This window comes from Oceanimonas sp. MB9, assembly GCF_011319775.1.
GTDB classification, from domain to species: Bacteria; Pseudomonadota; Gammaproteobacteria; order Enterobacterales; family Aeromonadaceae; genus Oceanimonas; species Oceanimonas doudoroffii.
This window is the reverse complement of the sequence record NZ_VFBE01000004.1, coordinates 21,285-45,371: the sequence shown is the minus strand read 5'-3', so window position 1 is coordinate 45,371 and position 24,087 is coordinate 21,285. Positions and strand designations below refer to the sequence as shown.

Genomic DNA, 24,087 nt, shown 5'->3' with positions numbered 1-24,087 from the left:
GGTAATGGTTATCAGGTATGGTAATCTCTTTGGCCGGCGGGCCGAAGCACATCGGCTTATGCAAAACCACATATCGCTTATTGGAAATGGTCAGCATGGAAGGGCAGTCAGATATCGGAACAAGAACCAGAAAAGCCCTGTTGACGCGCAAGCTGGCGCTGCCTGACAAGGATCTGGTGATGGTGCTGGAATCGAACCGGCAAATACCGTTGGCGGAAGGAGATTTTATTTCCTACCGCTTTCACGATGACATTCGAGTGCACGGTGGCACCAGCCTGGAGCTGGATAACTCCCAGGTTGTGGCGTCGGTGCCCGGCGCCCTGGTGGCGACCCTGTTACTGGAAGGGCGGCTCGATTTTGGGTATGACGGGCTGGAGTTTAGCCTGAACGCGGCGCAGGGAGCCGTGGGGGTGGTGGCCAACATGGTCAGGCCAGCCGCCTTTCGCCGGCGCTTTACGCCGGGCACCCGGGTTTGCAAGTTGAACCTGATTGTGGCGCCGGCCTGGCTGCGCCGGCGGATCACGCCGGGCTGTCCGGTTGCGGATTTTGCCAACCGCCACCTGGCGTGCCGCCATCTGCAGGTCAGTGCCGACATGCTCGGTCATGTCAGGGCCATTCTGGCACTGTCCCATCCGCAAACCCTGGCGGAGAAGCTGCGTTTTGAAACCCTGGTGCACGGGTTGGCGGGTATGATCTTTGACCAGGTTGCCCGACCGGCCGAGGAGGCGACCGAGGAGGCGGAAGCCGGCCAGGACAGGACCACAGATGGGCGCATTGAGCGGCTGGTCACCTTTATTGAAAGCCACCTGCATGAAGAGCTGACTTTGGCGCGGCTGGCGGCGGACTTCTCCATGAGTGTGTCGAGCCTGCAGCGGCAGTTCAAACAAAACTTCAACCTGACCGTCGGCGGCTATATACGGCGCCGACGGTTGGAAATTGCCCGACAGCAACTGGAACGGGGGCTGGTCACCATTACCGAGGCGGCCTACGAATCGGGATATCAGCATCCGTCCAATTTTACCGCCGCCTTTCGACGTGCCTTTGGCATGTCTCCCCATGCCCTGTGTGGCGAGCGATGAGTTCGTTGCAGCCAGGAACCAAAGGCTTTAGTTTCGGTCAAATTTACGCCATTATTGGCCAAACCGTTGAATGGAGCGACGTCATGTTCAGGGTGCTTGGGCTGGATCATCTGGTGCTGCGGGTGCGCAATCCCCAGCGCATGCTGGATTTCTATTGCAGGGTGCTGGGTTGTTGCCTGGAACGTGAAAAGGGGGAAATCGGCCTCTACCAGCTGAGGGCCGGGGATCAGCTGATCGATCTGGTGGATATTCGCGGCCCCCTGGGGGGCGATGGCGAGGCCGCCGATCAGTGCCGGGCCAATATGGATCACTTTTGCCTGCGCATCGATCCCTTTGATCCCGATGCCCTGCTCAATTACTTCAGCCTGTCGGGAGTGATTTGTGAGCCACCGGCACTACGCTACGGTGCCCAGGGTGAAGGGCCGTCGATCTACCTGTTCGATCCGGAAGGCAACCAGATCGAACTGAAAGGCGACAGCAGGGCTGCCAGCCGGGACTGATTCAAAGTACACTCGGCGTTTTTTGCCGAGTGTACTTTCATGATGACGTCATCCTGGTCTCCCACCGCTGAATTTTCCATGTTGCGCCGGCGTGCCGAGCTGCTGGCACGTATTCGTGACTTCTTTGCCGCGCGCGGCGTGCTGGAAGTGGATACCCCCACCCTGGCGGCGGCCGGGGTGACCGATGTGCACCTGGAAAACTTCGTTACCCGCTTTACCGGCCCCGGCATGGCCGAAGGCCAGAATCTCTATCTGCAGACCTCACCGGAATTTCACATGAAGCGGCTGCTGGCCGCCGGCAGCGGACCCATCTACCAGATTTGCAAGGCTTACCGCAACGAGGAGTCGGGGCGGCTGCACAACCCCGAGTTCACCATGCTGGAATGGTATCGCCCGGGCTTTGACCATCACCGGCTGATGGACGAAATGGCCGAACTGCTGCGACGGGTGTTGGGTTGCGACGAACCCGAACGGCTGAGCTACCGTTCCGCCTTTGAGCAGACCCTGGGCGTCTGCCCGTTGACCGCTTCTCTGAGCGAGTTGCGTGCCGCCGGCCAGGGCCTGGGAGCCGATGATCTGCTGGTCGTTGAACAGGACAGGGACACCCTGCTGCAGCTGTTGTTTGCCTTTGGGGTGGAGCCGGTGATCGGCCAGATCGTGCCCTGCTTCGTGTATGACTTTCCCGCCAGCCAGGCGGCCCTGGCCCGGATCAGCCTCGCCGATGGCCGCGTGGCCGAGCGGTTTGAGGTGTATTTTCGCGGTATTGAGCTGGCCAATGGCTTTCACGAACTCAGCGATGCCGCCGAGCAGCGGGCCCGCTTTGATCAGGACAATGCCCTGCGCCGGGCGAGGGGGCTGGCGGAAAGGCCGGTGGATGAATACCTGCTGGCGGCGCTGGCCGCGGGCCTGCCCGACTGTGCCGGGGTGGCGCTGGGCATCGACCGGCTGATCATGCTGGCGCTTAAGGCCGAGCGGCTGGAGCAGGTTGTCGCCTTTCCGGTCACTCGGGCCTGAGATAAGGCAGCACAGGCTGCCGTGAGGAGAGGGGGCCTATCGGACCATTCTCCTCGCCTCTGCCCCGTCACCGCTCACGGCCGGGGCGGATAGTTCTCCAGCAGCTCGGTTACCTGTTGTTCGATGATCCGGCTGCGCTCGGCTCCCTTGGTACTTTCGCCAGGAAAGCTGCCGCCATGGCGGCTGCGCCAGACCATTTTGCCGGTGGACGGGTTCTCCAGCCACAGCACCAATCGGATCAGGCGTTGCGGCCGGGCCCGAGGCTCGTCCCAGTCATCCCAGTAGTGATAGCCGGGCCAGTAGTGGCCCGAATAGCGCGCCGGGCGCAGCATGCGCGGCGCGGCGCTGTACCAGCGCACCTCTTCACTCAGTCCGAAATTCAGCCACAGCGAAGCCTGCTCCGGCTCGGTGAGCGTCAGGCCGCGAGCGGGCAGGGCGTCGACGGCGGCCTCGGCAATGCGGGCGCCGTCGAGAGAGCTTTTATCGGCGGTGGGGGCCAGTGCCACCGTGGTAAAGCGGCTGAAGTCGGTGTCTTCCGCGTAGTCATAGGGCGCGGCGCAGCCGCTCAACAGTAACACCAGGGTGAATATACGCAGCATGGCAGCCTCCGGTTTTTCTAGGGCCAACAGTTAAGTGTTGGTCAAAAGCGCGCGGCAAGCAAGGGGGTCACTCGGGCACCAGCTCTCGGGCCAGTTCAAGCAGGGCCATGCGGGAAGGGTGGTCGCCCCTGTCCTTGTGCCAGGCAAAATAAAAGAACCGCTGCAGCGCCAGCTCGGGCACCGGCAGCGCCACCAGCCTGCCCTGGGCCAGCTCCCCGGCCACGCTCAGCCGGGACAGGCAACTCAGCCAGGGACGGTGGTGCAGCAGGCACAGAATGGTGGGCAGGTGAGGGTATTCCTGACGAATGCGCAAAGGCCCCAGCCGGCCCTGCAGGGCGCGTTCAAAGGTGTTGCGGGTGCCGGATCCGGATTCACGCAACACCCACTCGCAGCCGGCCAGCTGTTCCAGGCTGACCCGGGGCTGGCGGGCCAGGGGATGATCGGGGCGGCAGACGATCACCAGCTCGTCCCGGCACCAGGGCTCCAGCTTCAGCCACTTTTCCTGGGCGTGGGCTTCAATCAATGCCATTTCCAGGCTGCCCTGATACAGCCGCTGCAGCAGGCTGTGGGTGTTGTCCACCGCCAGGGCAATATCCAGCTGGGGATAACGGCGGGAGCCGTATTCAATCAGTGCCGGAATGTGGTGATCGGCAATGGTGCGGCTGGCTCCCAGGCGAAGCCGGCCGGCGATCGGACTCTGACCGCGAAAGCCGCGCTCGATCAGGCTGCCTTCGGCCAGCATTTTCTGGGCCCGGGGGAGCAGCCACAGGCCCCAGGCGTTCAGCCTGAGGCCCCGGCCCAGGCGGTCAAACAGCGGGTGATTGAGCTGGCGTTCCAGCTCCCGCAGCGCCATGGTGGCCGCCGACTGGGTCATCGCCAGCTGGTCGGCGGCCCGGCTCAGGCTGCCGTTTTCCGCCACCGCCACAAACAGCCGCAGCTGCTTGAGGGTAAAACTCATGACGGGCGGGCCGGGAACAGGGCTTCGGCATCGTCGCCCACCAGGCGAATGTCCACCTGCTGGTGAGGAATGCGAATGTCGTGGCGACGCAGCCGTTCCAGCAACAGGCTGTGCAGCTCGTGGGTCATGGGCATGCGGTGGCCCATGTCGTTCACGTAGACCCGCACCTCATACACCAGCGCCGAGTCGGTCAGCTCGATCAGGAACACTTCGGGCACCGGGTTGTCGAGGATCAGGCTGCATTCGGCAATGGCTTCCCTGGTCAGCCGCTGCACCAGCTCGGTGTCGGCATCCAGCCGTACCCGCACATAGAGTTTGACCCGAGTAATGGCGTCCGACAGCGACCAGTTGACGAACTGCTCGGTGATAAAGGCCTTGTTGGGCACGATGATCTCCCGCCGATCCCAGTCCACTATGGTGGTGGCCCGGGTCTTGATCTTGGAGATGGTGCCGGTGAGATCGCGAATGGTGACGGTGTCACCGATGCGAATGGGCTTTTCAAACAGAATGATCAGGCCTGACACGAAGTTGGCGAAGATCTCCTGCAGGCCAAAACCCAGGCCCACCGACAGCGCCGCCACCAGCCATTGCAGCTTGGACCAGTCGATGCCGAGCATGGCAAAGGTGGAGAAGGCTCCCACCATCAGCACCAGGTATTTCGAGATGGTGGTAATGGCAAAGCCGGTGCCGGGCGACAGCTCCAGGTGCTGCAGTACGCTCAGCTCCATCAGTCCCGGCAGGTTGCGGGCGGTGACCAGGGTCAACACCACCAGAAAGACGGCGATCACCAGATCCTTGAGCGAGATCGGTACCAGGGTGTCTTCCCCGGCCAGGCTGCTGGACACATGCCACACCTCGATGCTGTCGAGAAAGCTGAAGGCGGTGTTGATCTCCGACCACAGCAACATCAGGCACAGCAAATAGCCCAGCATCAGTGCCGAGCGCAGCAGTCCCAGCGACTGGGCGCTGATGGTATCGAGGTCCACCTCGGCCACGGCGGCGGCTTCGGCTTCCGGGCTGGGGGGCGTTTCATGGGGCTCTTCCCGTTCCTTCTCCTTGCGCTGGGCCAGGATTTCGGCGCGCCTGGCCTTGGCCCGGTCAAAGGCCAGGCGGCGACGTTGCAGCAGCATCCAGCGGCGCACAGACAGGTAGGCCATGACAAAGCCGAGACCCGCCAGCACCGAAAATTCCAGCTGGCGCAGCAGGGTATGGGCGGTAAACAGATAGCCCATGGCGGCGGCGGCCAGGGCCAGCAGCGGAGACGTGATCAGCAGGCCCCACAGCAGGTGGTTGGCCAGGGTCAGGTGTTCCTGACGCGGGGTCGACACCAGCAGCGGCATGTCCTGGCGATAGAGCCGCCAGGAAAACAGGCTCATCAGCAGGCAGGTGTACATAAAGGCGAGCCGGCCCAGGGTTTCGTAAAGGGAGAACTCGCGGAATTCCCGGGCGGTATAAAGCAGCAGCAGCATGGGCAGCAGGCTCAGCATCAGGGTGCGGAACTGGCGCCAGACCCGGCGCACCTGCTCGGCGGGCAGGTTGAAGTGCATCACCAGCAGCCCCTTGGGCAGGGTGAGGTTGCCCACCAGCAGCAAAATAAACACCGGCAGCATCAGCTCTCTGAGCGCCGCCGCCAGGGACACGACGATGGGCGAGGCCAGGGGCGAGTCGATGGCATGAGACAGCAGCGACAGCAGCGCCGGCACTGGCAGGGCGGTGAGCAGGCTCAGCAGCAGGGTGTTAAAGGTATAGCCGTATTTGTCCTGAGTGACGTTGCCGATGCGCGGACCGATGCGCTCCAGGTAGTCGCGCAGGCTGCGCCGGCTCAGCAGCCAGAGGTAGAGCACCACCAGGGTACTGATGCCGTACAGGGTGAGACTGGCGCCGCCCTGTTGCTGTAACGCCCTGGGCAGTGCGGTCCAGGTGGCGCCGCGGGTCAGCCAGTTCAGGGTTTCCATCATGGCGGCGGGAAAGCCGCTGCCGACGGGGCGCAGATCCGGCAACCAGAACAGCCGTTCGTCGCTTAGCGCACGAATTTCCTCCAGCTGGCCGTTTTGCCGGCTGTAGGCCACCTTGAGCCGGGTCTGCTCGTGGATCTGGTTGTCGGTGGCCGCCAGCAGCCGCTCCAGCAGCCGGGCTCGAGTGGTAAGCAGCTCGTCGAGCAGCAGTTGCTGCTCTTCGCTCAGATCCTGCTCCAGGGTCAGCAGGCGGTTGCGGTAGCTGCTGTTGTGAATGTCATCGAGGGCTTCCTGGTAACCGAACTTGTCCACCCGGCTCTGTACGATGCGGGCTTCAAGCTGGGGCAGGGGATAGGGGGACGGCAGCTCGCTCAGGCGGTTGCGCAGGTTTTCCCCAAATCCGCGGCTGACCTGCAGCCACTCCAGTTGCTCCTTGAGGTTGTTCTTGAGGGTGGTGAGCTCCCCCACGCTGCCTTCCACCGCCTGGTTTTCCAGTTGCAGCGACTCTATGGTACGGCTGCGTTCCACCAGTTGGGCCGACAGCTGCTGGTTGCGCTCCTGCTCCCGGGTCAGCAGTGGCGAGTCGGTTTCCACCTCGTCGAGCAGCCGCTCGCTCTCGGCAATGGCCGCCTCCGTGGTGGCCCGGCGCAGTTCATTCTGCCGGTTTTGCAGGGCGTCTATGTACTGGTCAAGATCGGTCAGCCGGTTTTGCAGTATCTCCAGCCGAAGCTTGTTGAGGTTGTCCCGGTTGCCCGATGACAGTTGTTCCAGCTCCAGCATCTGAATGCGCCGCTGCAGGGTCTGCTCCCGCACCATGGCCAGAATGCGGTTGGCGTTCTGCTGCCGGCTCTGGTTCTCGGTAAATTGCAGTTCATCCAGCCCCTGCTGGGTCTGGCGCAGTTGCTGGCGCAGTTCGTCGAGCTGATTGAGCAGGCCACTGTTGCTGAGCTCCTGCAGGTTGAGGGTATTGGTCAGCTCTTCCCGCTGGCGCCTAAGCTCCAGCCGCCGGGCCTGGGCGTCCACCAGCGCCTGCTCCAGATCCGGGCCGTCGAGCAGGGGAATGCTTTCGGTGGAGGTGCCCTTGATCGCCGCCTTTTGTTGCTCCAGCTTTTTCAGTTCGGCCGGATATTTCTCCATGAACTGGCGCAGGCTCTCGGTCTGCTGGCGGTAGCGCTCTCCCTCGCGCACCAGCTGCAGCGCCTGGTTGTAGCTGTCACGCAGTTTCTGCAGCTCGGGTTTGTCGCCCTCGGGAATTTCCTTCAGCAGGGCCTCGATATCGGCCACGCTCTGATCCGCCGGCACCGGGGCCGGCAGCAACAACAGCATGAAAAACAGCAAAATGGGGGCAAACACGGCGGCGTCTCTCAGTCAGGCTTGTTCGGGTCAGTTCACCAGGCGGCCAAATTCGGTACCCATGCGAGTGGGCGTTCCCGGAATGAGTGCCTCGCTCAGGGTCACCCGGTCGGGGCCAAACAGGCACACAACGGTGCTGCCCAGCTTGAACCGGCCCATTTCCTCGCCCTTGGCCAGGCGCGGGGCGGTATCGGCGTCGTAGTCCCAGCGCTGTACCCGCTTGCCCGGCGGCGGGGTCACGGTGCCGGCCCAGACGGTTTCGATGCTGGCGACGATAGTGGCGCCCACCAGCACCATGGCCATGGGGCCGGCCTGAGTGTCAAAAATGCAGACTACCCGCTCGTTGCGGGCAAACAGTTCGGGCACCCGTGAAGCGGTCAGCGGGTTGACCGAAAACAGCTCGCCGGGCACATACACCATGGTTCTGAGCACGCCGTCCAGGGGCATGTGAATGCGGTGATAGTCCCGCGGTGCCAGATAGATGGTGGCGAAGTCGCCGCCGAGAAAGGGCGCGGCCAGGGCCTTGTCACCCCCCAGCAGGGCGCGAGCACTGTAGTCGTGGCCCTTGGCCTGAATGATGCGGCCCTGCTCAATGGGGGCGAGCTGGCTGATGGCGCCGTCCACCGGCATGGCCAGCACATCGTCGCCGTCCACCAGGGGGCGCACACCGTCCTTTAACGGGCGGGTAAAAAAGGCGTTGAAGCTTTTATAGTGGTCCGGGTTTGAATGGGCGGCTTCACTCATGTCCACACGGTAGCGGCGAATAAAGTGTTTAATCAGCCACTGGGTCAGGGCACCGGCCTCCGCGGCGGCGAGCTTGCCCACCAGACGGGACAGCAAATGCTTGGGCAACGAGTATTGCAGCAAAATCTTGAAATGATCTTTCATTCTGAATTCACACGGTCAGGAGTTGGGATGATGACGGCCGGGCTTGTCGGCCATGGCGTCCATAATGCGGTGGTAGCTGTCGAGCCGCTCAGGGTGAATGCGGCCGTCGGCGGCGGCTTCCTGCAGCAGGCAGCCCGGATCGGTGCCGTGCTTGCAGTCGCGAAAGCGGCAGCCGCCCAGGTAGTCGCGAAACTCGCGAAAACACCAGGCCACCCGCTCGGGGGCCAGGTGCCAGAGGGAAAACTCGCGAATGCCGGGGGAGTCGATCAACGAGCCGCCGGTGGCAAAATGATACAGCCGGGCGGTGGTGGTGGTGTGCTGACCCAGGCCCGAGTTGTCGGACACGGCGCCGGTCTGGGCCTCGACATCGGGCATGATGGCGTTGACCAGAGATGACTTGCCTACCCCGGACTGGCCCACAAAGATGCTGGTGTGGCTGCTCAGCGCCTGTTGCAGTTCATCCAGGCCTTCGCCGGTGTCGCAGCTGACCAGCAGCACCCGGTAGCCAATGTCCCGGTAGCGCTGCAAATCGCGTTCGGCGTCACGGCGCTGCTCGTCGCTCAGCAGATCCACCTTGTTCAGCACCAGCATGGGGGGCATTTCCACGTCTTCGGCGGCCACCAGGTAGCGGTCGATAATGTGGCAGCTCAACTCGGGCAATACCGCGGAGACCACCACAATTTGATCGATATTGGCGGCCACCGGCTTGATGCCGTCGTAATAGTCGGGGCGGGTAAGCACGGTGGCACGGGAGTGCACGGCCTCCACCACGCCACTGATGCCCTGCAGGGCATCGGTGCCCGGGCGCCAGACCACACGGTCGCCGGTGACCAGGGAGCCAATGGTGCGGCGCAGGTTGCAGCGATGCACGCGGCCCTCGTCGTCTTCAATGTCCGCGTGCTGACCAAAGCGGCTGATTACCACCCCTTCCTCGGGGGCGCCCAACAGGGTGTCGTCTATCACCTCGGCCTGCTGTTTTTTCAGCCGGCGGCTGTGGTTATCGCTTACGCGGCGTTTCTGGCCTTTGCTCAGGCGTTTCTTCTTGGTCACGCTGTCCTCGAACCTGTTTTCACTGCCGGCTATGATACACTTTCCCGTTCAACCTTGTCCTTATTTGCCAAGCCGCAGGAAAGCAACCCATGAGCCAAAGTGCAGAAAATCTGGTGTGGATCGATCTGGAGATGACCGGTCTGGAGCCCGACGAACACCGCATCATCGAAATTGCCAGCATCGTTACCGACAAGGAGCTCAATATTCTGGCGGAAGGGCCGGTGCTGGCCATTCACCAGACGGCGGCCGAGCTTGGCAAGATGGACGACTGGAACGTGCGCACCCATACCGGCTCCGGTCTGGTGGATCGGGTAAAGGCCAGCACCATCACCGAAGCCGAGGCGGTGGCGCAGACCCTGGCGTTTTTGCGTCAGTGGGTACCGGAAGGCAGCTCGCCCCTGTGTGGTAATTCCATCGGTCAGGACCGGCGTTTTCTGGTGCGGCACATGCCGGAGCTGGAGGCCTTCTTTCATTACCGTAATGTGGATGTGAGCACCATCAAGGAGTTGGTGCGCCGCTGGCAGCCGACGCTGCTGGAACAGTTCACCAAGAAGGGCAGCCATCAGGCGCTGGACGATATTCGCGAGTCCATTGCCGAGCTGCAGTTCTATCGCCAGCATGTGTTCACCATTTAATCCACGGCAAGACGCTTTTTGAGCGTTTGGCGACATTTTCGGCAGTTGATAATCACCGTCAAAAAAAGGCTTGCATTCGATCGGGGCGTGCTTATAATTCGCCTCCCGTAGCCAAGAGGAAATGCGAAGCAAGCCACTGGTTACGTTGGACTGATTACGGTCAGCGCGGGAATAGCTCAGCTGGTAGAGCACAACCTTGCCAAGGTTGGGGTCGCGAGTTCGAATCTCGTTTCCCGCTCCAAATTACAACGATGGCGTTTCACCAGAACGGTATCCAGAAAGTTTTGCGGGAATAGCTCAGCTGGTAGAGCACAACCTTGCCAAGGTTGGGGTCGCGAGTTCGAATCTCGTTTCCCGCTCCAAATTGAAAAGCATGGGTCACCAGGCCGGTGTTTTAAAAGCAAGTAAAAATCTGCGGGAATAGCTCAGCTGGTAGAGCACAACCTTGCCAAGGTTGGGGTCGCGAGTTCGAATCTCGTTTCCCGCTCCAAATTAAAAAACCGACCTCAGGGTCGGTTTTTTGCTTTTCGGAATTTGCATAAGTTCACGCCCAACCTTACCGAGGTTGGGCGGAATGCGGCGTCTCGCGAGTTCGAATCTCGTTTTCACGTTTCAAAATTAAAAAGCCGACCCCAGGGGCGGCTTTTTGCTTTTCGGAATCGGCGTATTGGTTCGTTCGGTCCCGCCATGCCTCCACGTGGCCGTACCTTCTCTTCGTTGAGCTGGTCTTTTCTGTTCAAGCGCCGTCGAGCTTTGTTCGGTTGTTTTATTGTTATGCTGGCAGGTCGCTGGTTGTCAGTTTGGTTTCTTTAGAGTCTCATTTTTTTGCTTTGGTATAAATGACCACTTTTAAACTTTTTGATGGTAAAAAAGAAAAAATAAGTCCTTTTAAAAAGTTCATTTGGATTGCAGTGTTTGAATGTATAGGAAAAATGCACTTCTTCTTTCGGTTAGCATGATGTAACAACATTGTACTCACATACCGAGGGAGTAAGGTCGGATGAAAGATCATTCACTGTCGCTGGTGACTTGCCGGGAGCAGGTTCGGAGTCATTACCTGGCGGATGAAGCCAAGGTGATTGGGGCGCTGGCCTCCGGAGCGGCCATTTCCGCCGATGTGCGGCAGCGGATCTCCGCCCGGGCCGCCGAGCTGGTACGTCAGGTGCGGGCCGGCTCCACCCCGACCATGATGGAAAAGTTTCTGGCCCAGTACGGCCTGACCACCAAGGAAGGCGTGGCCCTGATGTGCCTGGCCGAGGCACTGCTGCGGGTACCGGACAGAAGCACCATTGATGAACTGATCGAAGACAAGATTTCTTCCGGCAACTGGGGCGAGCATCGTGGCCGTTCCAACTCCTCGCTGATCAACAGCTCCACCTGGGCGCTGCTGATCACCGGCAAGCTGCTGTCGCCGGTTGACCGTCAAGGCCTGTCCTCCACCCTGCGGGGCATGGTCAAGCGCCTGGGCGAGCCGGTGGTACGCACCGCCGTTGGTCAGGCCATGAAAGAGATGGGCCGCCAGTTCGTGCTGGGCCGCAACATCGAAGAGGCGCTCAAGCGCGCCCAGAAATACGAAGCCCGTGGCTATACCTATTCCTACGACATGCTGGGTGAAGCGGCCCGTACCGATGCCGACGCCCTGCGCTACCACAAGGCCTATTCTGCCGCCATTGCCTCCCTGGCGCCGAACTGCCAGCATCGGGACATTCGCAAGAACCCCGGCATTTCGGTCAAGCTGTCGGCCCTGCACGCCCGTTACGAGTTCGGTCAGAAAGCGCGGGTGATGCAGGAGCTGGTGCCCCGTACCCTGGTGCTGGCACAGCAGGCCAAGGCCGCCAACATGGGCTTCAATATCGATGCGGAAGAGGCGGATCGCCTGGATCTGTCCCTGGACGTGATCGAAGCCGTGCTGTCCGATCCAACCCTGGCGGGCTGGGATGGTTTTGGCATTGTGGTGCAGGCCTTCAGCAAGCGGGCCGCTCCCGTGCTCGACTGGCTGTACGCCCTGTCCGAGAAGCTGGATCGCCGCATCATGGTGCGTCTGGTTAAAGGTGCCTACTGGGATGCGGAAATCAAGCGCGCTCAGGTGATGGGCCTGGAAGATTTTCCGGTGTTCACCCGCAAGGTTAACAGCGATTTGTCCTACATGGCCTGTGCCAAAAAGCTGCTGGGCATGACCGATCGCATCTATCCGCAGTTCGCCACCCACAACGCCCACTCGGTGTCGGCCATTCTTGAACTGGCCCAGGACAAGGACTGCTTTGAATTCCAGCGCCTGCACGGCATGGGTGAATCCCTGCACGATGCCGTGCTGACCAGCCAGGGCACCCGCTGCCGCATTTACGCGCCCGTGGGCGCACACCAGGATCTGCTGGCCTATCTGGTGCGTCGTCTGCTGGAAAACGGCGCCAACAGCTCCTTCGTGAACCAGATCGTCGACACCCGCATTCGGCCCGAAGACATCGCCCGGGATCCCTTTGATACGGTGGCGGCCATGGGGAACGAGGTGTCGAGCAAGATCATTGCGCGCCCCGCCGATCTTTACGGTGCCGGCCGTCGCAATGCCAAGGGCTGGGATATCACCAACCCGGTGGAAATGGCGGAGATCGAGGCAGCCCGTGGCGCCTTCAGAGAGCAGCAGTGGCAGGGTGGCCCGGTGATTGCCGGGGCCGTGACCAGCACCGAGGCCGACGAGGTACGCAACCCGGCGGTGCCGAGTGATGTGGTGGGCCTTGTGGTACAGGCCAATGCCGACGACATTGAAACCGCCATTGCCGCCGCCCGTCGTGGCGTTGAAATCTGGTCCGCCCTGCCGGTGGCCGAGCGCAGCGCACGCATTCGCAAGGTGGCCGATCTGTTTGAAGAGCATGCCCCCGAGCTGTTCGCCCTGGCTACCCGGGAAGCGGGCAAGACCATGGCGGATGCGGTGGCGGAAATTCGCGAGGCCGTGGATTTCGCCCGTTACTATCCGAACGAAGCCGAGCGTAATCAGGACTTCGGCACCGGCCGAGGCGTGATCACCTGTATTTCGCCCTGGAACTTTCCCCTGGCCATCTTTGCCGGTCAGGTGCTGGCAGGACTGGCGGCCGGTAACGCGGTGATTGCCAAGCCCGCGGGCCAGACCGCGCTGATCGCCACCCGGGCGGTTGAGCTGATGCACCAGGCCGGCATTCCGCGAGAAGCCATTCAGCTGCTGCCAGGCAGTGGCAGCACGGTGGGTGCGGCACTGACGTCGGATCCGCGCATTGACGGCGTCTGCTTTACCGGCTCTACCGCCACAGCCCAGCGCATCAACAAGGTGATGGCCGAGTCGATGAAGCCGGACGCGCCCCTGGTGGCGGAAACCGGCGGCCTGAACGCCATGATAGTGGACTCCACCGCCCTGCCGGAGCAGGTGGTGCGCGACGTGCTGATGTCTTCTTTCCAGAGTGCCGGCCAGCGCTGCTCCGCCCTGCGCATGCTCTATGTGCAGAAGGACATCGCCGATCACCTGCTGGCCATGCTGTTTGGCGCCATGGACGAGCTGCGGCTGGGTAATCCCTGGCAGCTTTCCACCGATGTGGGCCCGGTGATCGACGAAAACGCCAGGCGCGGCATTGAGGCCCACTGCGAGAAATTCGCGCGCATGGGCCGGGTGCTCAAGCAGTTGCCGGTGCCCGCCGAAGGCCTGTTCGTGGCGCCGACCGTGATCAAGCTGGAAGGCATTCACGAGCTGGAAGAAGAAATCTTTGGCCCGGTACTGCATGTGGCGACCTTTGAGGCCCATGAGCTCGATCGCGTGGTGGATCAAATCAATGCCCAGGGCTTTGGCCTGACCTTTGGCCTGCACACGCGGGTCGACAAGCGGGTGGAGCGCATCACCAGCCGCATCAAGGTTGGTAATATCTATGTCAACCGCAACCAGATTGGTGCCATCGTCGGCTCCCAGCCCTTTGGCGGTGAAGGTCTCTCGGGCACCGGTCCCAAGGCGGGTGGTCCCCAGTATGTGCGCCGCTTTATGGCCAGTGCGAACGGCACCGGTGTGCAACCGGCACAAGCGGCGGCGGTTACCGCGGCCCAGGTGCAGGCGGCCATTGTGCAGCTGGATGGCAAGGACTGGGCGCGCTCCCAGAACCGGGCCGAGCGGCTGGCAACCCTGTTTGGCAGTGTGCCCGCGGCCCTGGATGCCCATGCGGAAGAGATGCCGGGCCCGACCGGTGAGCTGAACCGGCTGCGCTGTTTTGCCCGTGGCACCATCCTCTGCCTGGGGCCGGATTTGGCCTCGGCCATGACTCAGGCCGGCACCGCCCTGTCTCAGGGCAACGCCGTGGTGGTGGTGGCCCCGGGGGCTCAGGCCGCGCTGGAAGGCGCGGTGGCCGCGGGCATTCCGGCCATCGGCCTGGACGGCCTGTTGCGGCCCGAAGCGCTCGAGACCCTCACCGGGTTTGAGGCGGTGACCAGTGGCGCCGATAGCGACACCCTGCGTCAGTACCGTGTGGCTCTGGCCCGACGTGACGGGGCCCTGTTGCCGTTGATCACAGAGCAGTCGTTGCCCGAGCGCTTCGTGCTTGAGCGTCACCTCTGCGTTGATACCACCGCCGCCGGCGGCAACGCCAGCCTGATCGCGACCTCGGAGTAACAAGCAAAACGGCCGTGACCCGGTTCAACGGGTCACGGCCGTGGCGTTACCTGGCCTCGGCCGGTTTAGATGCCGACGGGGCCGATATCCCGCACGTTTTCCATCACCACAAAGGTGCTGGTCTGCAGCACATGGGGAAGGGCGGAGATCTTCTCTCCCAGCACCATGCGGTAGGATGCCATGTCCTTGGTACGCACCTTCAGCAGGTAGTCAAAGCCCCCGGCGATCATGTGGCACTGCTCCACTTCGGTGATCTTGAGGGCCGCCTTGTTAAAGGCCGAGAGGGCCTTGCTGCTGGTATCGCTCAGGGTGATCTGCACAAAGGCAATATGGCTCATGCCGAGCTTGCTCTGATCCACCAGGGCGGTATAACCCTTGATGTATCCCTGTTCTTCCAGCTTGCGCATTCTCAGCTGGCAGGGGGTTTTTGACAATCCTACCCGTGATGCCAGCTCGGTCAGCGTCATGCGGGCATTTTCCTGAAGTTCCTTGATGATCTGCTGATCGGCCCTGTCCAGATGTCCCATGATTAGCCTCACCCGTAGAATTTATGAATAGTTTGGCACATCAAGTGTGCCTCATTAGTCTACAAGCGTTTTATTTTTGGTAAAACTGTCCTTTTGCTCCAGGCTTGAGTGTGTCTCTGTGCTCAGCGCGCATGGGTGGGCATGCCCTTGTCCACGGCGCGAATCAACCGGGCAGTCTTGCGATCCTGGCGGGCCAGCTTGTCTGCCTGCCGGGCCAGGGCCCAGTCGATATGCTCCCGCACCATGTCATCGACCTGGTCCCGTTTTTGCTCCAGGGCAAACACCACCATGGGGCTGGCGGGGGCGTTGCCCAGGGCCACGGCGATATTGCGCAGCCAGCGGCGGTGACCGATACGGCGAATGGGGCTGCCCTCGGTCATGCTCAGAAAGTGTGTTTCGCTCCAGTCAAACAGCTCCAGCAATTGCGGTGCATGCAGCCGCTCCCGTGGGGCAAAGTCCGGCTCCTGGCTGGCATTGGCAAAGCGGTTCCAGGGACAGATCAGCTGGCAGTCGTCGCAGCCGTAAATGCGATTGCCCATCAGCGGACGAAATTCTTCCGGAATGGGGCCGTCCAGCTCTATGGTGAGGTAGGAAATGCAGCGGCGGGCGTCCACCACATAGGGTTCAACAATGGCCTGGGTTGGGCAGATGGTGAGACAGGCCACGCAGTTGCCACAGCCTTCTTCCACCGGCTGGTCCACCGGCAGCGGCAGGTTGACCAACAGCTCACCGAGGAAAAAGAACGAGCCCTGCTCCTTGTTGAGCACCAGGGAATGCTTGCCGGTCCAGCCGAGGCCGGCGTTCACCGCCAGCGGTCGTTCCAGCACCGGCGCCGAGTCCACAAAGGGGCGGGCGACCAGCTTCTCGGCCCGCTCGGCGATTTTGTCCGCCAGTTTCTTCAGCCGGTTGCGCAGCACCTTGTGATAGTCCCGCCCCAGCGCATAACGGCTGATGTAGCCTTTGTCCGGATCGCTCAGCACATGGGCGATGGCTGCGTGTTCGGGCATATAGTTCATGCGCACCGAAATGACCCGCAGGGTACCCGGCAGCAGTTCATGGGGGCGGGCCCGCATCATGCCGTGGCGGGCCATGTAGTCCATTTCGCCGTGATAGCCTTTTGCCAGCCAGTCCGCCAGCAACGACTCGTGTTCGGACAGATCGGTACCGGTAATGCCGGCCTGGTCAAAGCCTAGCTCTGCCGCCCAGAGCTTGATATCGTGAGCCAACGCAGCAAAATCGGGAGTGGTCATGAGCATTACCGGTCTGGAAAAGCCCCATATTCTAACACAAGGGCTCTGGCTGCCGGAGCAGATCAAGCAGGGGGAACGGCAGGCCGCCGCGGCCATGGGCATGACCCTGTTTGAGCTGATGTCCCGGGCCGGTCTGGCGGCCTTTGAACTGGCCCGCCGGCAATGGCCTGGGGCTCGGCACTGGTGGGTATTTTGCGGCGGTGGCAACAACGGCGGCGACGGCTATGTGCTGGCCCGGCTGGCCCGGGCCGCCGGCCTTCGGGTGCAGCTGGTGCAGATGGGCGATGCCGAGGCGCTAAATGGCGATGCCGCCATCGCCCGGGATCACTACCGGGCCGACGGCGGCGCCATCGAAACCCTGGGGGCACTGCAGGGCGAGCCGGATCTGGTCATCGACGCCCTGCTCGGCACCGGCCTGAGCGGCGCACCGCGGGAGCCGGCCAGGCAGCACATTGCCGCCATCAACCGGCTGGGTGTGCCGGTGCTGGCGGTGGATTTGCCTTCCGGGCTGTGTGCCGGCAGCGGTTGCATTCCCGCCGAGGCGGTGGCGGCCGATGCCACCCTCAGCTTTGTCGGACTCAAGCCCGGGTTGCTGACCGGACGTGGGCCGGACGTGTGCGGCCGGTTGTGGCTGGCGGATCTGGGCATTCAGCACCGATTGGGGCAGGCGCCAACCTTGCAGTTGCTGCACTGGAACTCCGTGCGTGAGCATCTGCCTCGGCGCCGGCGGGGTGCCCACAAGGGAGAGGCCGGCCGACTGCTGGTGGCGGGCGGTAATGAAGGCATGAGTGGCGCCATTCGGCTGGCGGGTGAGGCGGCGTTGCGCTGTGGTAGCGGCCTGGTGCGGCTGGTCAGTCACGCCAGCCATGTGCAGTTGCTCAACCTGACCCGTCCCGAACTGATGACCGCCAGTTTTCCCGGTTTTGACCAGTGGTCCTGGGCCGATGCCCTGGTGCTGGGGCCCGGGCTGGGCCGGAATGACTGGAGCCGGGCGCTGCTGACCGCCGCCCTGCATGCCGGCCGGCCCATGGTGATCGACGCCGATGCCCTGCATTTGCTGGCAGGCCGGACGCCGGCTCGGGTCGTGATTACGCCCCATGCGGGAGAGGCCGCGGCCCTGCTGGGTTGCACCGTCGCCGAAGTGGAAAGCGACAGGCTCGACGCGGTGCGGCAATTGCGGGAACAAACCGGTGCCGTGGTGGTCCTGAAAGGGGCCGGCACCCTGGTTGCCGGCGAACACGGCCTGGCCCTTTGTCCCCATGGCAATCCGGGCATGGCATCGGGAGGCATGGGGGATTTGTTATCTGGTATAATCGGCGCTTTTCTGGCCCAGGGCATCGAACCCGAGGCCGCGGCCCGGCTTGGCGTATGCCTGCACGCCCGGGCCGGCGACCTGGCCGCCGCGTCCGGCATGGTCGGCATGCTGGCATCGGACTTGCTTACACCTATTAGACGCCTTATCAATCAGACGGAAGAACATGACAACAACAAGCCTGACGCTGACACTGGCCGATGAACAAGCAACCCTGGCACTGGGCGCAACCCTGGCCCGGGCTTGTGACGGCGCCTGTGTCGTTTTTTTGCATGGTGAGCTGGGGGCGGGTAAAACCACCTTCAGCCGGGGTGTGGTCCAGGCACTGGGTCATCAGGGCAAGGTCAAAAGTCCCACCTATACCCTGGTGGAGCCCTATCAGTGTGGTGAGCGCGCCATTTATCACTTTGACCTCTACCGCCTGGCGGATCCGGAAGAGCTGGAATACATGGGCATTCGGGATTATTTCACCGATAACAGCCTGTGCCTGGTGGAATGGCCGGAGCGGGGAGCCGGCATGCTGCCGGCCCCGGATCTGGACATTACCCTGAGCTACCATGGCGAGGGCCGCCAAGTGGTGCTGCAGGCCCACTCCGCGACCGGCCGGCAACTGCTGAAGGCGGTGCAAGCATGAGAACCCTGCTGGCATTGATGTGTCTGCTGTGTACCACCACGGCCTGGGCCAACCAGTTGCAGGGCATTCGCATCTGGCCCTCGCCCGACAATACCCGCATTGTGCTCGACATGCAGGCCTCGCCCCGCTTCGATTACTTTCTGCTGAACGGGCCGGACCGGCTGGTGGTGGATCTGGCCCAGACCCAGGGGCGGGTCAATTTTTCCGCCATCAAGAACAGCGGCGAGCTGGTTACCCGTATTCGCGAGAGCAAGCCGCCGCAGCCGGGCAGCTACCGGCTGGTGTTTGAACTCAAGGCCGCGGCCAAGCCGGTGGTGTTTCCCCTGGCGCCGGCGGGGGACTATGGTCACCGCCTGGTAATTGACCTGCCTTACCAGGATCAGAGCCGCAAGCCGCAACAGCCGGCCCGCAAGCTGGCGCCGGCGGGGCTGCGTGAGCTGGTGATCGCGGTGGATGCCGGCCACGGTGGTGAGGATCCGGGGGCCATCGGCCCGAAGAAAAATCGGGAAAAGCACGTGACCCTGGCCATTTCCCGCCGGCTGGCGGAACTCATCAACCAGGAGCCGGGCATGCGCGCCGTGCTGACCCGCAGCGGCGATTATTATGTCAACCTCAACAAGCGCTCGGAAATTGCCCGTAAGGCCAAGGCCGACCTGCTGCTGTCGATTCATGCCGACAGCGTGGCTAACCAGGGGCCGCGCGGCGCCTCGGTATGGTTGCTGTCGTCCAATCGGGCCAACCGGGAAATGGCCGGCTGGCTGGAAAAGCAGGAGCAGCAGTCGGAATTGCTGGGCGGCGTGGGCGAGGTGATTTCCCAGACCGACGGCAACCCCTATCTCACCCGCACCTTCCTCGACTTGTCCATGGACAGGTCCCGGGCCGACAGTTACGCCATCAGCGAACACATTTTGTCGGAAATGGCCAAGGTGGTGCGGCTGCACAAGCGCAAGCCCGAGCACGCCAGCCTGGCGGTACTGAAGTCACCGGACATTCCCTCGCTACTGATCGAGGCGGGCTTTATCTCCAACCCGCACGAGGAGCGCCTGCTGCTCAGCGCCGAGCACCAGCAGAAGATAGCCCGGGCGGTGTTTAACGGCGTCAAGTCCTATTACCGGCAAAACCCGCCCAACGGCACCATGATGGCGGCGCGGGCCGCCCCCGGTGCTGCCGTTCGGCACACGGTGAGAAGCGGCGAAAGCCTGTCGGTGATCGCCCGTCGCTACGGCGTGTCGGTCAGTCGCATCAAGGGCCACAACGATCTGAGTTCGGACGTGGTGCGGGTGGGCCAGGTGCTCAACATTCCGGGTAGCTGACCATGGCCATACAAATACTGCCGGCCCGGCTGGCCAACCAGATTGCCGCCGGCGAAGTGGTGGAACGACCCGCTTCTGTGGTTAAGGAGCTGGTGGAAAACAGCCTGGACGCCGGCGCCACCCGCATTGAGGTAGACATTGAAAAGGGCGGCGCCAAGCTGATTCGCATTCGTGACAACGGCGGCGGCATTCCCCGGGACGAGCTGACCCTGGCGCTGTCCCGTCACGCCACCTCCAAGGTCAGCAGCCTGGCGGATCTGGAAGCCATTCTCAGCCTGGGCTTTCGCGGTGAGGCACTGGCCTCCATCAGCTCGGTGTCCCGGCTGGTGCTCAGCGCCCGCACCGCGGAGCAGGAGCAGGGCTGGCAGGCGGTGGCCGAGGGCCGGGATATGGCGGTGCAACTGCAACCGGCATCGCACCCGGTGGGTACCACGGTGGAGGTGAGCGATCTGTTCTTCAACACCCCGGCCCGGCGGCGTTTTATGCGTACCGAGAAGACCGAGTTTGGCCATATCGACGAGGTGCTCAGGCGCATCGTCCTCAGCCGTTTTGATGTGGACCTCATCTTGCGCCACAACGGCAAGCCGGTGCGGCAGTACCGGGCCGGGCGGCTGCCGTCCCAGCAGGACAAGCGGCTGGCGGCGGTGTGCGGCCCGGCCTTTGTGGCCTCGGCGCTGAAGTTCGACAGCGAGCACCATGGCCTGCGGCTGTGGGGCTGGCTGGCGCCGCCCTCGGCGGCCCGGGCCCAACCGGATTTGCAATATACCTATGTCAATGGCCGCATGATGCGCGACAAGCTGCTTAACCACGCGGTGCGCCAGGCCTATGGAGAACGGCTGCCGGCGGAAGGGCATGGTGCCTTTGTACTTTATCTGGAGCTGGATGCTCGAGAAGTGGACGTCAATGTGCATCCGGCCAAGCATGAGGTGCGCTTTCACCAGGCCCGGCTGGTACACGACTTTATCTATCAGGTGCTGCATCAAGCCCTGGCCGAGGCGCCCGTGGCAGCTCCGGCCTCGGCCGCCGAGCCGGACGCCGGCTACGAGGCCGAACGCTATGATCCGCCGGCACCGACGTCATCTCCCCGTTATGCGCCCGCCGGTCATGGTTACGGTCAGCGCCCGGAGCCTGCCCGTGACGGCGGCATCAGCCGCGGGCAGTGGCAGGGGCTAGATGGCCTGATGACCACGCTGCCGAGAGCCGAGAATGTCAGGCCGGCCCCGGCGCCAACCACGATACCGGTCGGCGAGGCACCTTCCGGGGGGCCGTTGCTGCTGGAGCGGCAGCGCTTTCTGGTGGTGCTGTATCGGGAACGGCTGTGGCTGTGCGAACTCAACCAGGCACAGGCCTGGCTTGATGGCAGGGCGCTGCTAGCGGCCTGGCAGCAGGGGCTGACGCCCCAACCCCTGCTGCTGCCGATTCGGCTGGCGCTGCCGGCGGCCCGGCAGGGAGCGCTGCAACGGCATGAGGCGCTGCTGCAAAAGCTGGGCATCGAGTTGAAAACCGGTTCCGGTGACACCATTATTCTCACCCGGGTGCCTCAGCCCCTGCGTCACGCCGATCTGGCCCGGCTTTTTCCCGAGCTGCTGGCGCGACTGGAGCAGGAGCAGGCGCGCCGTCCCGAGGCCTTGTGTCAGTGGCTGACGCAACAGGCGGTGCCGAACGAGGAGTGGAGCTGGAGTCGGGCCACGGCGCTGTGGCAACGGCTGGCTCCCGAACTGAATGAAACCCTGCCGGATTTTCTGCGTCCGGTAGAGATGGAACAGCAACTGAACAGGTGGATAAATGGGGACTGAGCCCCTGGCGATTTTTCTGATGGGGCCGACCGCCTCGGGCAAGACCGGTCTGGCGATGGAGTTGTGCCGTCAGCTGCCCTGCAACATTATCAGCGTCGATTCGGCACTGGTGTATAAAGGCATGAACATCGGCACCGCCAAGCCCACCGCCGAGGAGCTGGTGGCCACGCCACACCGGCTGATCGATCTTATCGATCCGGCCGAGGCCTATTCTGCCGCCGACTTTCGCCGGGATGCGCTGGCTGCCATGACGGAAGTCACCCAGGCCGGCCGTATTCCGCTGCTGGTAGGGGGCACCATGCTCTATTTCAAGGCCCTGCTGGAAGGCCTGTCGCCCTTGCCGGCGGCCGACCCCGATGTGCGCACCGGCATCGAGCGTGAGGCCGCCGAGCGAGGCTGGGAGGCCCTGCATCAGGAGCTGGCGCGTATTGACCCGGTGTCGGCGGCGCGCATTCATCCCAACGATCCCCAGCGGCTGTCCCGGGCACTGGAGGTTTTTCGCATTTCCGGTAAAACGCTCACAGAATTGACCGAGTGCAAGGGTGATCCCTTGCCTTACAAAGTGTTACAGTTTGCCATCGCACCCGCCGAACGGGCCGAGCTGCACCGGCGCATTAACGAGCGCTTTCGGCTGATGCTGGAGCAGGGATTTGAACATGAGGTGCGGGTCCTGTATGAGCGCGGCGATCTGCATGCCGGTCTGCCCTCCATTCGCTGCGTGGGCTACCGGCAAATGTGGGATTACCTGAGCGGCGTTGTCGGCTATGATGAAATGGTCGAACGGGGCATGGCCGCTACCCGCCAGCTGGCCAAGCGGCAGCTAACCTGGCTGCGCGGCTGGCCCGAGCTGACCTGGCTGGACACAGACGACAAGGACGTCTGCCGGCAACTGGTCGAACGAGTCCGGCGGGCTCATAATCAAACAAAACAATAATAACTTTTCACTATTACAAAAGATAAGGACAAAAAAATGGCTAAGGGGCAATCACTGCAGGATCCGTTTCTGAACGCACTGCGACGGGAGCGGGTACCTGTCTCCATCTATCTGGTCAACGGCATCAAGCTGCAGGGTCAGGTTGAGTCTTTTGATCAATTTGTGATCCTGCTGAAAAACACCGTCAGCCAAATGGTTTACAAGCACGCCATTTCCACCGTGGTTCCGGCCCGTCCGGTGCACCACCTGACATCCCCCGGCGGCAGTCAGGAACAGGCCGACAGCGAGCAAGGTCAGGATTGAGTCTAATTTTCCCCATCATGCAAGGCCGCGCCGCGGCCGGTGCCGCAGTAGCCGAAAGACGGAGGAACCCCTTTGTTTGAGCGTTATCAGGGTGGTGAGTCCGCCATTTTGGTTCATATCAATTTTACCGACGACAGCGAACGGGAAGATCTGGAAGAGCTGAAGTTACTGGCGGACTCCGCCGGCGTGACCACCTGCGCGGTGGTTACTTCCAGCCGGGCTGCGCCCCAGTCCAAGTTCTTTATCGGCACCGGCAAGGTAGAAGAGCTGTCGTCGCTGGTGCACATGCACCAGGCCGACGTGGTGATCTTCAACCACAGTTTGTCGCCGGCCCAGGAGCGTAACCTGGAGCGGGAAGTGAAATGCCGAGTGCTTGACCGCACCGGCCTGATCCTCGATATCTTCGCCCAACGTGCCCGTACCCACGAGGGCAAGCTGCAGGTGGAACTGGCCCAGTTGCGCCACCTCTCCACCCGGCTGGTGCGAGGATGGACCCACCTGGAGCGTCAAAAGGGCGGTATCGGTCTGCGTGGCCCGGGTGAAACCCAGCTGGAAACCGACCGCCGGCTGTTGCGCGAGCGCATCAAGTACATTCTTAAGCGACTGGAAAAGGTGTCCCGTCAGCGTGAGCAGGGGCGGCGTGCGCGTCAGCGCAACGAGATTCCAACCCTGTCTTTGGTGGGCTATACCAACGCCGGCAAGTCGACCCTGTTTAACCGTTTGACCCAGTCCGACGTCTATGCGGCGGATCAGCTGTTTGCCACCCTGGATCCCACCCTGCGCAAGATCGAATTACCCGATGCCGGCCCGGTCATTCTGGCCGACACCGTGGGCTTTATTCGTCATCTGCCCCACGACCTGGTGGCGGCCTTCAAGGCCACCCTGCAGGAAACCCGGGACGCGGATCTGCTGTTGCACGTGGTGGACTGCGCCGATGAACAGATGCGCGACAACATCGACGAGGTCAACTCGGTACTCGAGCAGATCGAGGCCGACGAGATTCCGGTGCTGATGGTGTACAACAAGATCGACAAGCTGGATCCGCCCGAGCCACGCATCGAACGGGATGATGAAGGCAATCCCCGGGCGGTGTGGGTGTCGGCGCAACAGGGACTGGGTATTGACGGTCTGCTGAATGCACTGAATGAGCGGCTGGCAGGGACCCTGGTGGAACATCGGCTGACCCTGCCGCCGTCAGCATCCCGGCTGCGCAGCCGGCTTTACGCCCTGAACGGCGTGGTGGCCGAGTCCTTTGGCGAGCAGGGTGAATTCGTGGTCGACATTCGCTTGCAGCAGGCCGACTGGCATCGCCTGCTCAAGCAGGAAGGTGACCGCCTGCAAGGCTTTGTAAGCGATTGATTGCCTGATC

Annotated in this window: 19 protein-coding genes and 3 tRNA genes; 15 read left to right on the top strand and 7 right to left on the bottom strand. The window is 62.6% G+C overall.

The window, feature by feature from the left end; translation table 11 throughout:
* Positions 1 to 95: 95 nt before the first annotated feature.
* The 3 genes from OJHNALOF_RS02785 to epmA all read left to right on the top strand — a co-directional run bounded on the left by OJHNALOF_RS02785 (position 96) and on the right by epmA (position 2,593).
* The gene (locus OJHNALOF_RS02785) at positions 96 to 1,079 is read left to right on the top strand and encodes an AraC family transcriptional regulator (RefSeq protein ID WP_165661088.1); all 984 of its coding nucleotides are present in this window, start codon (positions 96 to 98) and stop codon (positions 1,077 to 1,079) included.
* Positions 1,080 to 1,162: 83 nt separating this feature from the next.
* Positions 1,163 to 1,579 carry a VOC family protein gene (locus OJHNALOF_RS02780; protein ID WP_094201870.1) on the top strand — a complete coding sequence of 139 codons (417 nt, stop codon included), beginning with the start codon at positions 1,163 to 1,165 and terminating at the stop codon, positions 1,577 to 1,579.
* 39 nt (positions 1,580 to 1,618) lie between these two features.
* Positions 1,619 to 2,593: an elongation factor P--(R)-beta-lysine ligase gene (gene epmA, locus OJHNALOF_RS02775; RefSeq protein ID WP_206063540.1), complete on the top strand. Its 975-nt coding sequence runs from the start codon at positions 1,619 to 1,621 to the stop codon at positions 2,591 to 2,593.
* A 74-nt stretch (positions 2,594 to 2,667) separates the two neighbouring features.
* Here the strand turns inward: epmA and OJHNALOF_RS02770 are convergent, their stop codons facing one another.
* The 5 genes from OJHNALOF_RS02770 to rsgA form a co-directional block, all read right to left on the bottom strand.
* Positions 2,668 to 3,192 (bottom strand): DUF4136 domain-containing protein, encoded by a 525-nt coding sequence (locus OJHNALOF_RS02770; RefSeq protein WP_165661087.1) that lies wholly within the window; start codon positions 3,190 to 3,192, stop codon positions 2,668 to 2,670.
* Between the two features lie 67 nt (positions 3,193 to 3,259).
* A complete protein-coding gene (locus OJHNALOF_RS02765) occupies positions 3,260 to 4,150 on the bottom strand; it encodes a LysR substrate-binding domain-containing protein (protein ID WP_094201873.1) in 891 nt (296 codons plus the stop codon).
* Entirely contained in the window at positions 4,147 to 7,458 is a 3,312-nt protein-coding gene (gene mscM / locus OJHNALOF_RS02760) for a miniconductance mechanosensitive channel MscM (RefSeq protein ID WP_370462288.1), read from the bottom strand. The genes OJHNALOF_RS02765 and mscM overlap by 4 nt, the downstream gene beginning before the upstream one ends.
* Positions 7,459 to 7,488: 30 nt before the next feature.
* On the bottom strand, positions 7,489 to 8,346 hold the full coding sequence (gene asd / locus OJHNALOF_RS02755) for an archaetidylserine decarboxylase (RefSeq protein WP_165661086.1): 858 nt from the start codon (positions 8,344 to 8,346) through the stop codon (positions 7,489 to 7,491).
* Between the two features lie 15 nt (positions 8,347 to 8,361).
* Positions 8,362 to 9,396, bottom strand: a complete 1,035-nt coding sequence (gene rsgA / locus OJHNALOF_RS02750) for a small ribosomal subunit biogenesis GTPase RsgA (RefSeq protein ID WP_165661085.1) — start codon at positions 9,394 to 9,396, stop codon at positions 8,362 to 8,364.
* Between the two features lie 89 nt (positions 9,397 to 9,485).
* Between rsgA and orn the strand changes: the two genes are divergently transcribed.
* The 5 genes from orn to putA all read left to right on the top strand — a co-directional run bounded on the left by orn (position 9,486) and on the right by putA (position 14,649).
* Positions 9,486 to 10,031: an oligoribonuclease gene (gene orn / locus OJHNALOF_RS02745; RefSeq protein WP_094201877.1), complete on the top strand. Its 546-nt coding sequence runs from the start codon at positions 9,486 to 9,488 to the stop codon at positions 10,029 to 10,031.
* A 165-nt stretch (positions 10,032 to 10,196) separates the two neighbouring features.
* Positions 10,197 to 10,272, top strand: a tRNA-Gly gene (locus tag OJHNALOF_RS02740).
* A gap of 45 nt (positions 10,273 to 10,317) precedes the next feature.
* Positions 10,318 to 10,393 (top strand) — tRNA-Gly (locus tag OJHNALOF_RS02735).
* 52 nt (positions 10,394 to 10,445) lie between these two features.
* A tRNA-Gly gene (locus tag OJHNALOF_RS02730) sits at positions 10,446 to 10,521 on the top strand.
* Between the two features lie 510 nt (positions 10,522 to 11,031).
* On the top strand, positions 11,032 to 14,649 hold the full coding sequence (putA, locus tag OJHNALOF_RS02725; protein WP_165661084.1) for a bifunctional proline dehydrogenase/L-glutamate gamma-semialdehyde dehydrogenase PutA: 3,618 nt from the start codon (positions 11,032 to 11,034) through the stop codon (positions 14,647 to 14,649).
* 65 nt (positions 14,650 to 14,714) lie between these two features.
* Here the strand turns inward: putA and OJHNALOF_RS02720 are convergent, their stop codons facing one another.
* Both OJHNALOF_RS02720 and queG read right to left on the bottom strand, forming a co-directional pair.
* Entirely contained in the window at positions 14,715 to 15,176 is a 462-nt protein-coding gene (locus tag OJHNALOF_RS02720) for an Lrp/AsnC family transcriptional regulator (RefSeq protein ID WP_094201879.1), read from the bottom strand.
* A gap of 122 nt (positions 15,177 to 15,298) precedes the next feature.
* Positions 15,299 to 16,426, bottom strand: coding sequence for a tRNA epoxyqueuosine(34) reductase QueG (gene queG / locus OJHNALOF_RS02715; protein WP_165661083.1), 1,128 nt, complete (start codon positions 16,424 to 16,426; stop codon positions 15,299 to 15,301).
* Between queG and OJHNALOF_RS02710 the strand changes: the two genes are divergently transcribed.
* From OJHNALOF_RS02710 to hflX, 7 genes are all read left to right on the top strand, one after another.
* Positions 16,425 to 17,942: an NAD(P)H-hydrate dehydratase gene (locus OJHNALOF_RS02710; protein ID WP_165661082.1), complete on the top strand. Its 1,518-nt coding sequence runs from the start codon at positions 16,425 to 16,427 to the stop codon at positions 17,940 to 17,942. The genes queG and OJHNALOF_RS02710 overlap by 2 nt on opposite strands.
* A complete protein-coding gene (gene tsaE, locus OJHNALOF_RS02705; protein ID WP_165661081.1) occupies positions 17,905 to 18,372 on the top strand; it encodes a tRNA (adenosine(37)-N6)-threonylcarbamoyltransferase complex ATPase subunit type 1 TsaE in 468 nt (155 codons plus the stop codon). The genes OJHNALOF_RS02710 and tsaE overlap by 38 nt, the downstream gene beginning before the upstream one ends.
* Positions 18,369 to 19,685, top strand: coding sequence for an N-acetylmuramoyl-L-alanine amidase (locus OJHNALOF_RS02700; protein ID WP_165661080.1), 1,317 nt, complete (start codon positions 18,369 to 18,371; stop codon positions 19,683 to 19,685). The genes tsaE and OJHNALOF_RS02700 overlap by 4 nt, the downstream gene beginning before the upstream one ends.
* A 2-nt stretch (positions 19,686 to 19,687) precedes the next feature.
* The gene (mutL, locus tag OJHNALOF_RS02695) at positions 19,688 to 21,481 is read left to right on the top strand and encodes a DNA mismatch repair endonuclease MutL (protein ID WP_165661079.1); all 1,794 of its coding nucleotides are present in this window, start codon (positions 19,688 to 19,690) and stop codon (positions 21,479 to 21,481) included.
* Positions 21,471 to 22,415: a tRNA (adenosine(37)-N6)-dimethylallyltransferase MiaA gene (miaA, locus tag OJHNALOF_RS02690; protein WP_165661078.1), complete on the top strand. Its 945-nt coding sequence runs from the start codon at positions 21,471 to 21,473 to the stop codon at positions 22,413 to 22,415. Before mutL ends, miaA begins: the two co-directional genes overlap by 11 nt.
* Before the next feature lie 36 nt (positions 22,416 to 22,451).
* The gene (gene hfq, locus OJHNALOF_RS02685; RefSeq protein WP_094201886.1) at positions 22,452 to 22,718 is read left to right on the top strand and encodes an RNA chaperone Hfq; all 267 of its coding nucleotides are present in this window, start codon (positions 22,452 to 22,454) and stop codon (positions 22,716 to 22,718) included.
* Between the two features lie 72 nt (positions 22,719 to 22,790).
* Positions 22,791 to 24,077 (top strand): ribosome rescue GTPase HflX, encoded by a 1,287-nt coding sequence (hflX, locus tag OJHNALOF_RS02680; protein WP_165661077.1) that lies wholly within the window; start codon positions 22,791 to 22,793, stop codon positions 24,075 to 24,077.
* The last annotated feature ends 10 nt before the right edge of the window (positions 24,078 to 24,087 follow it).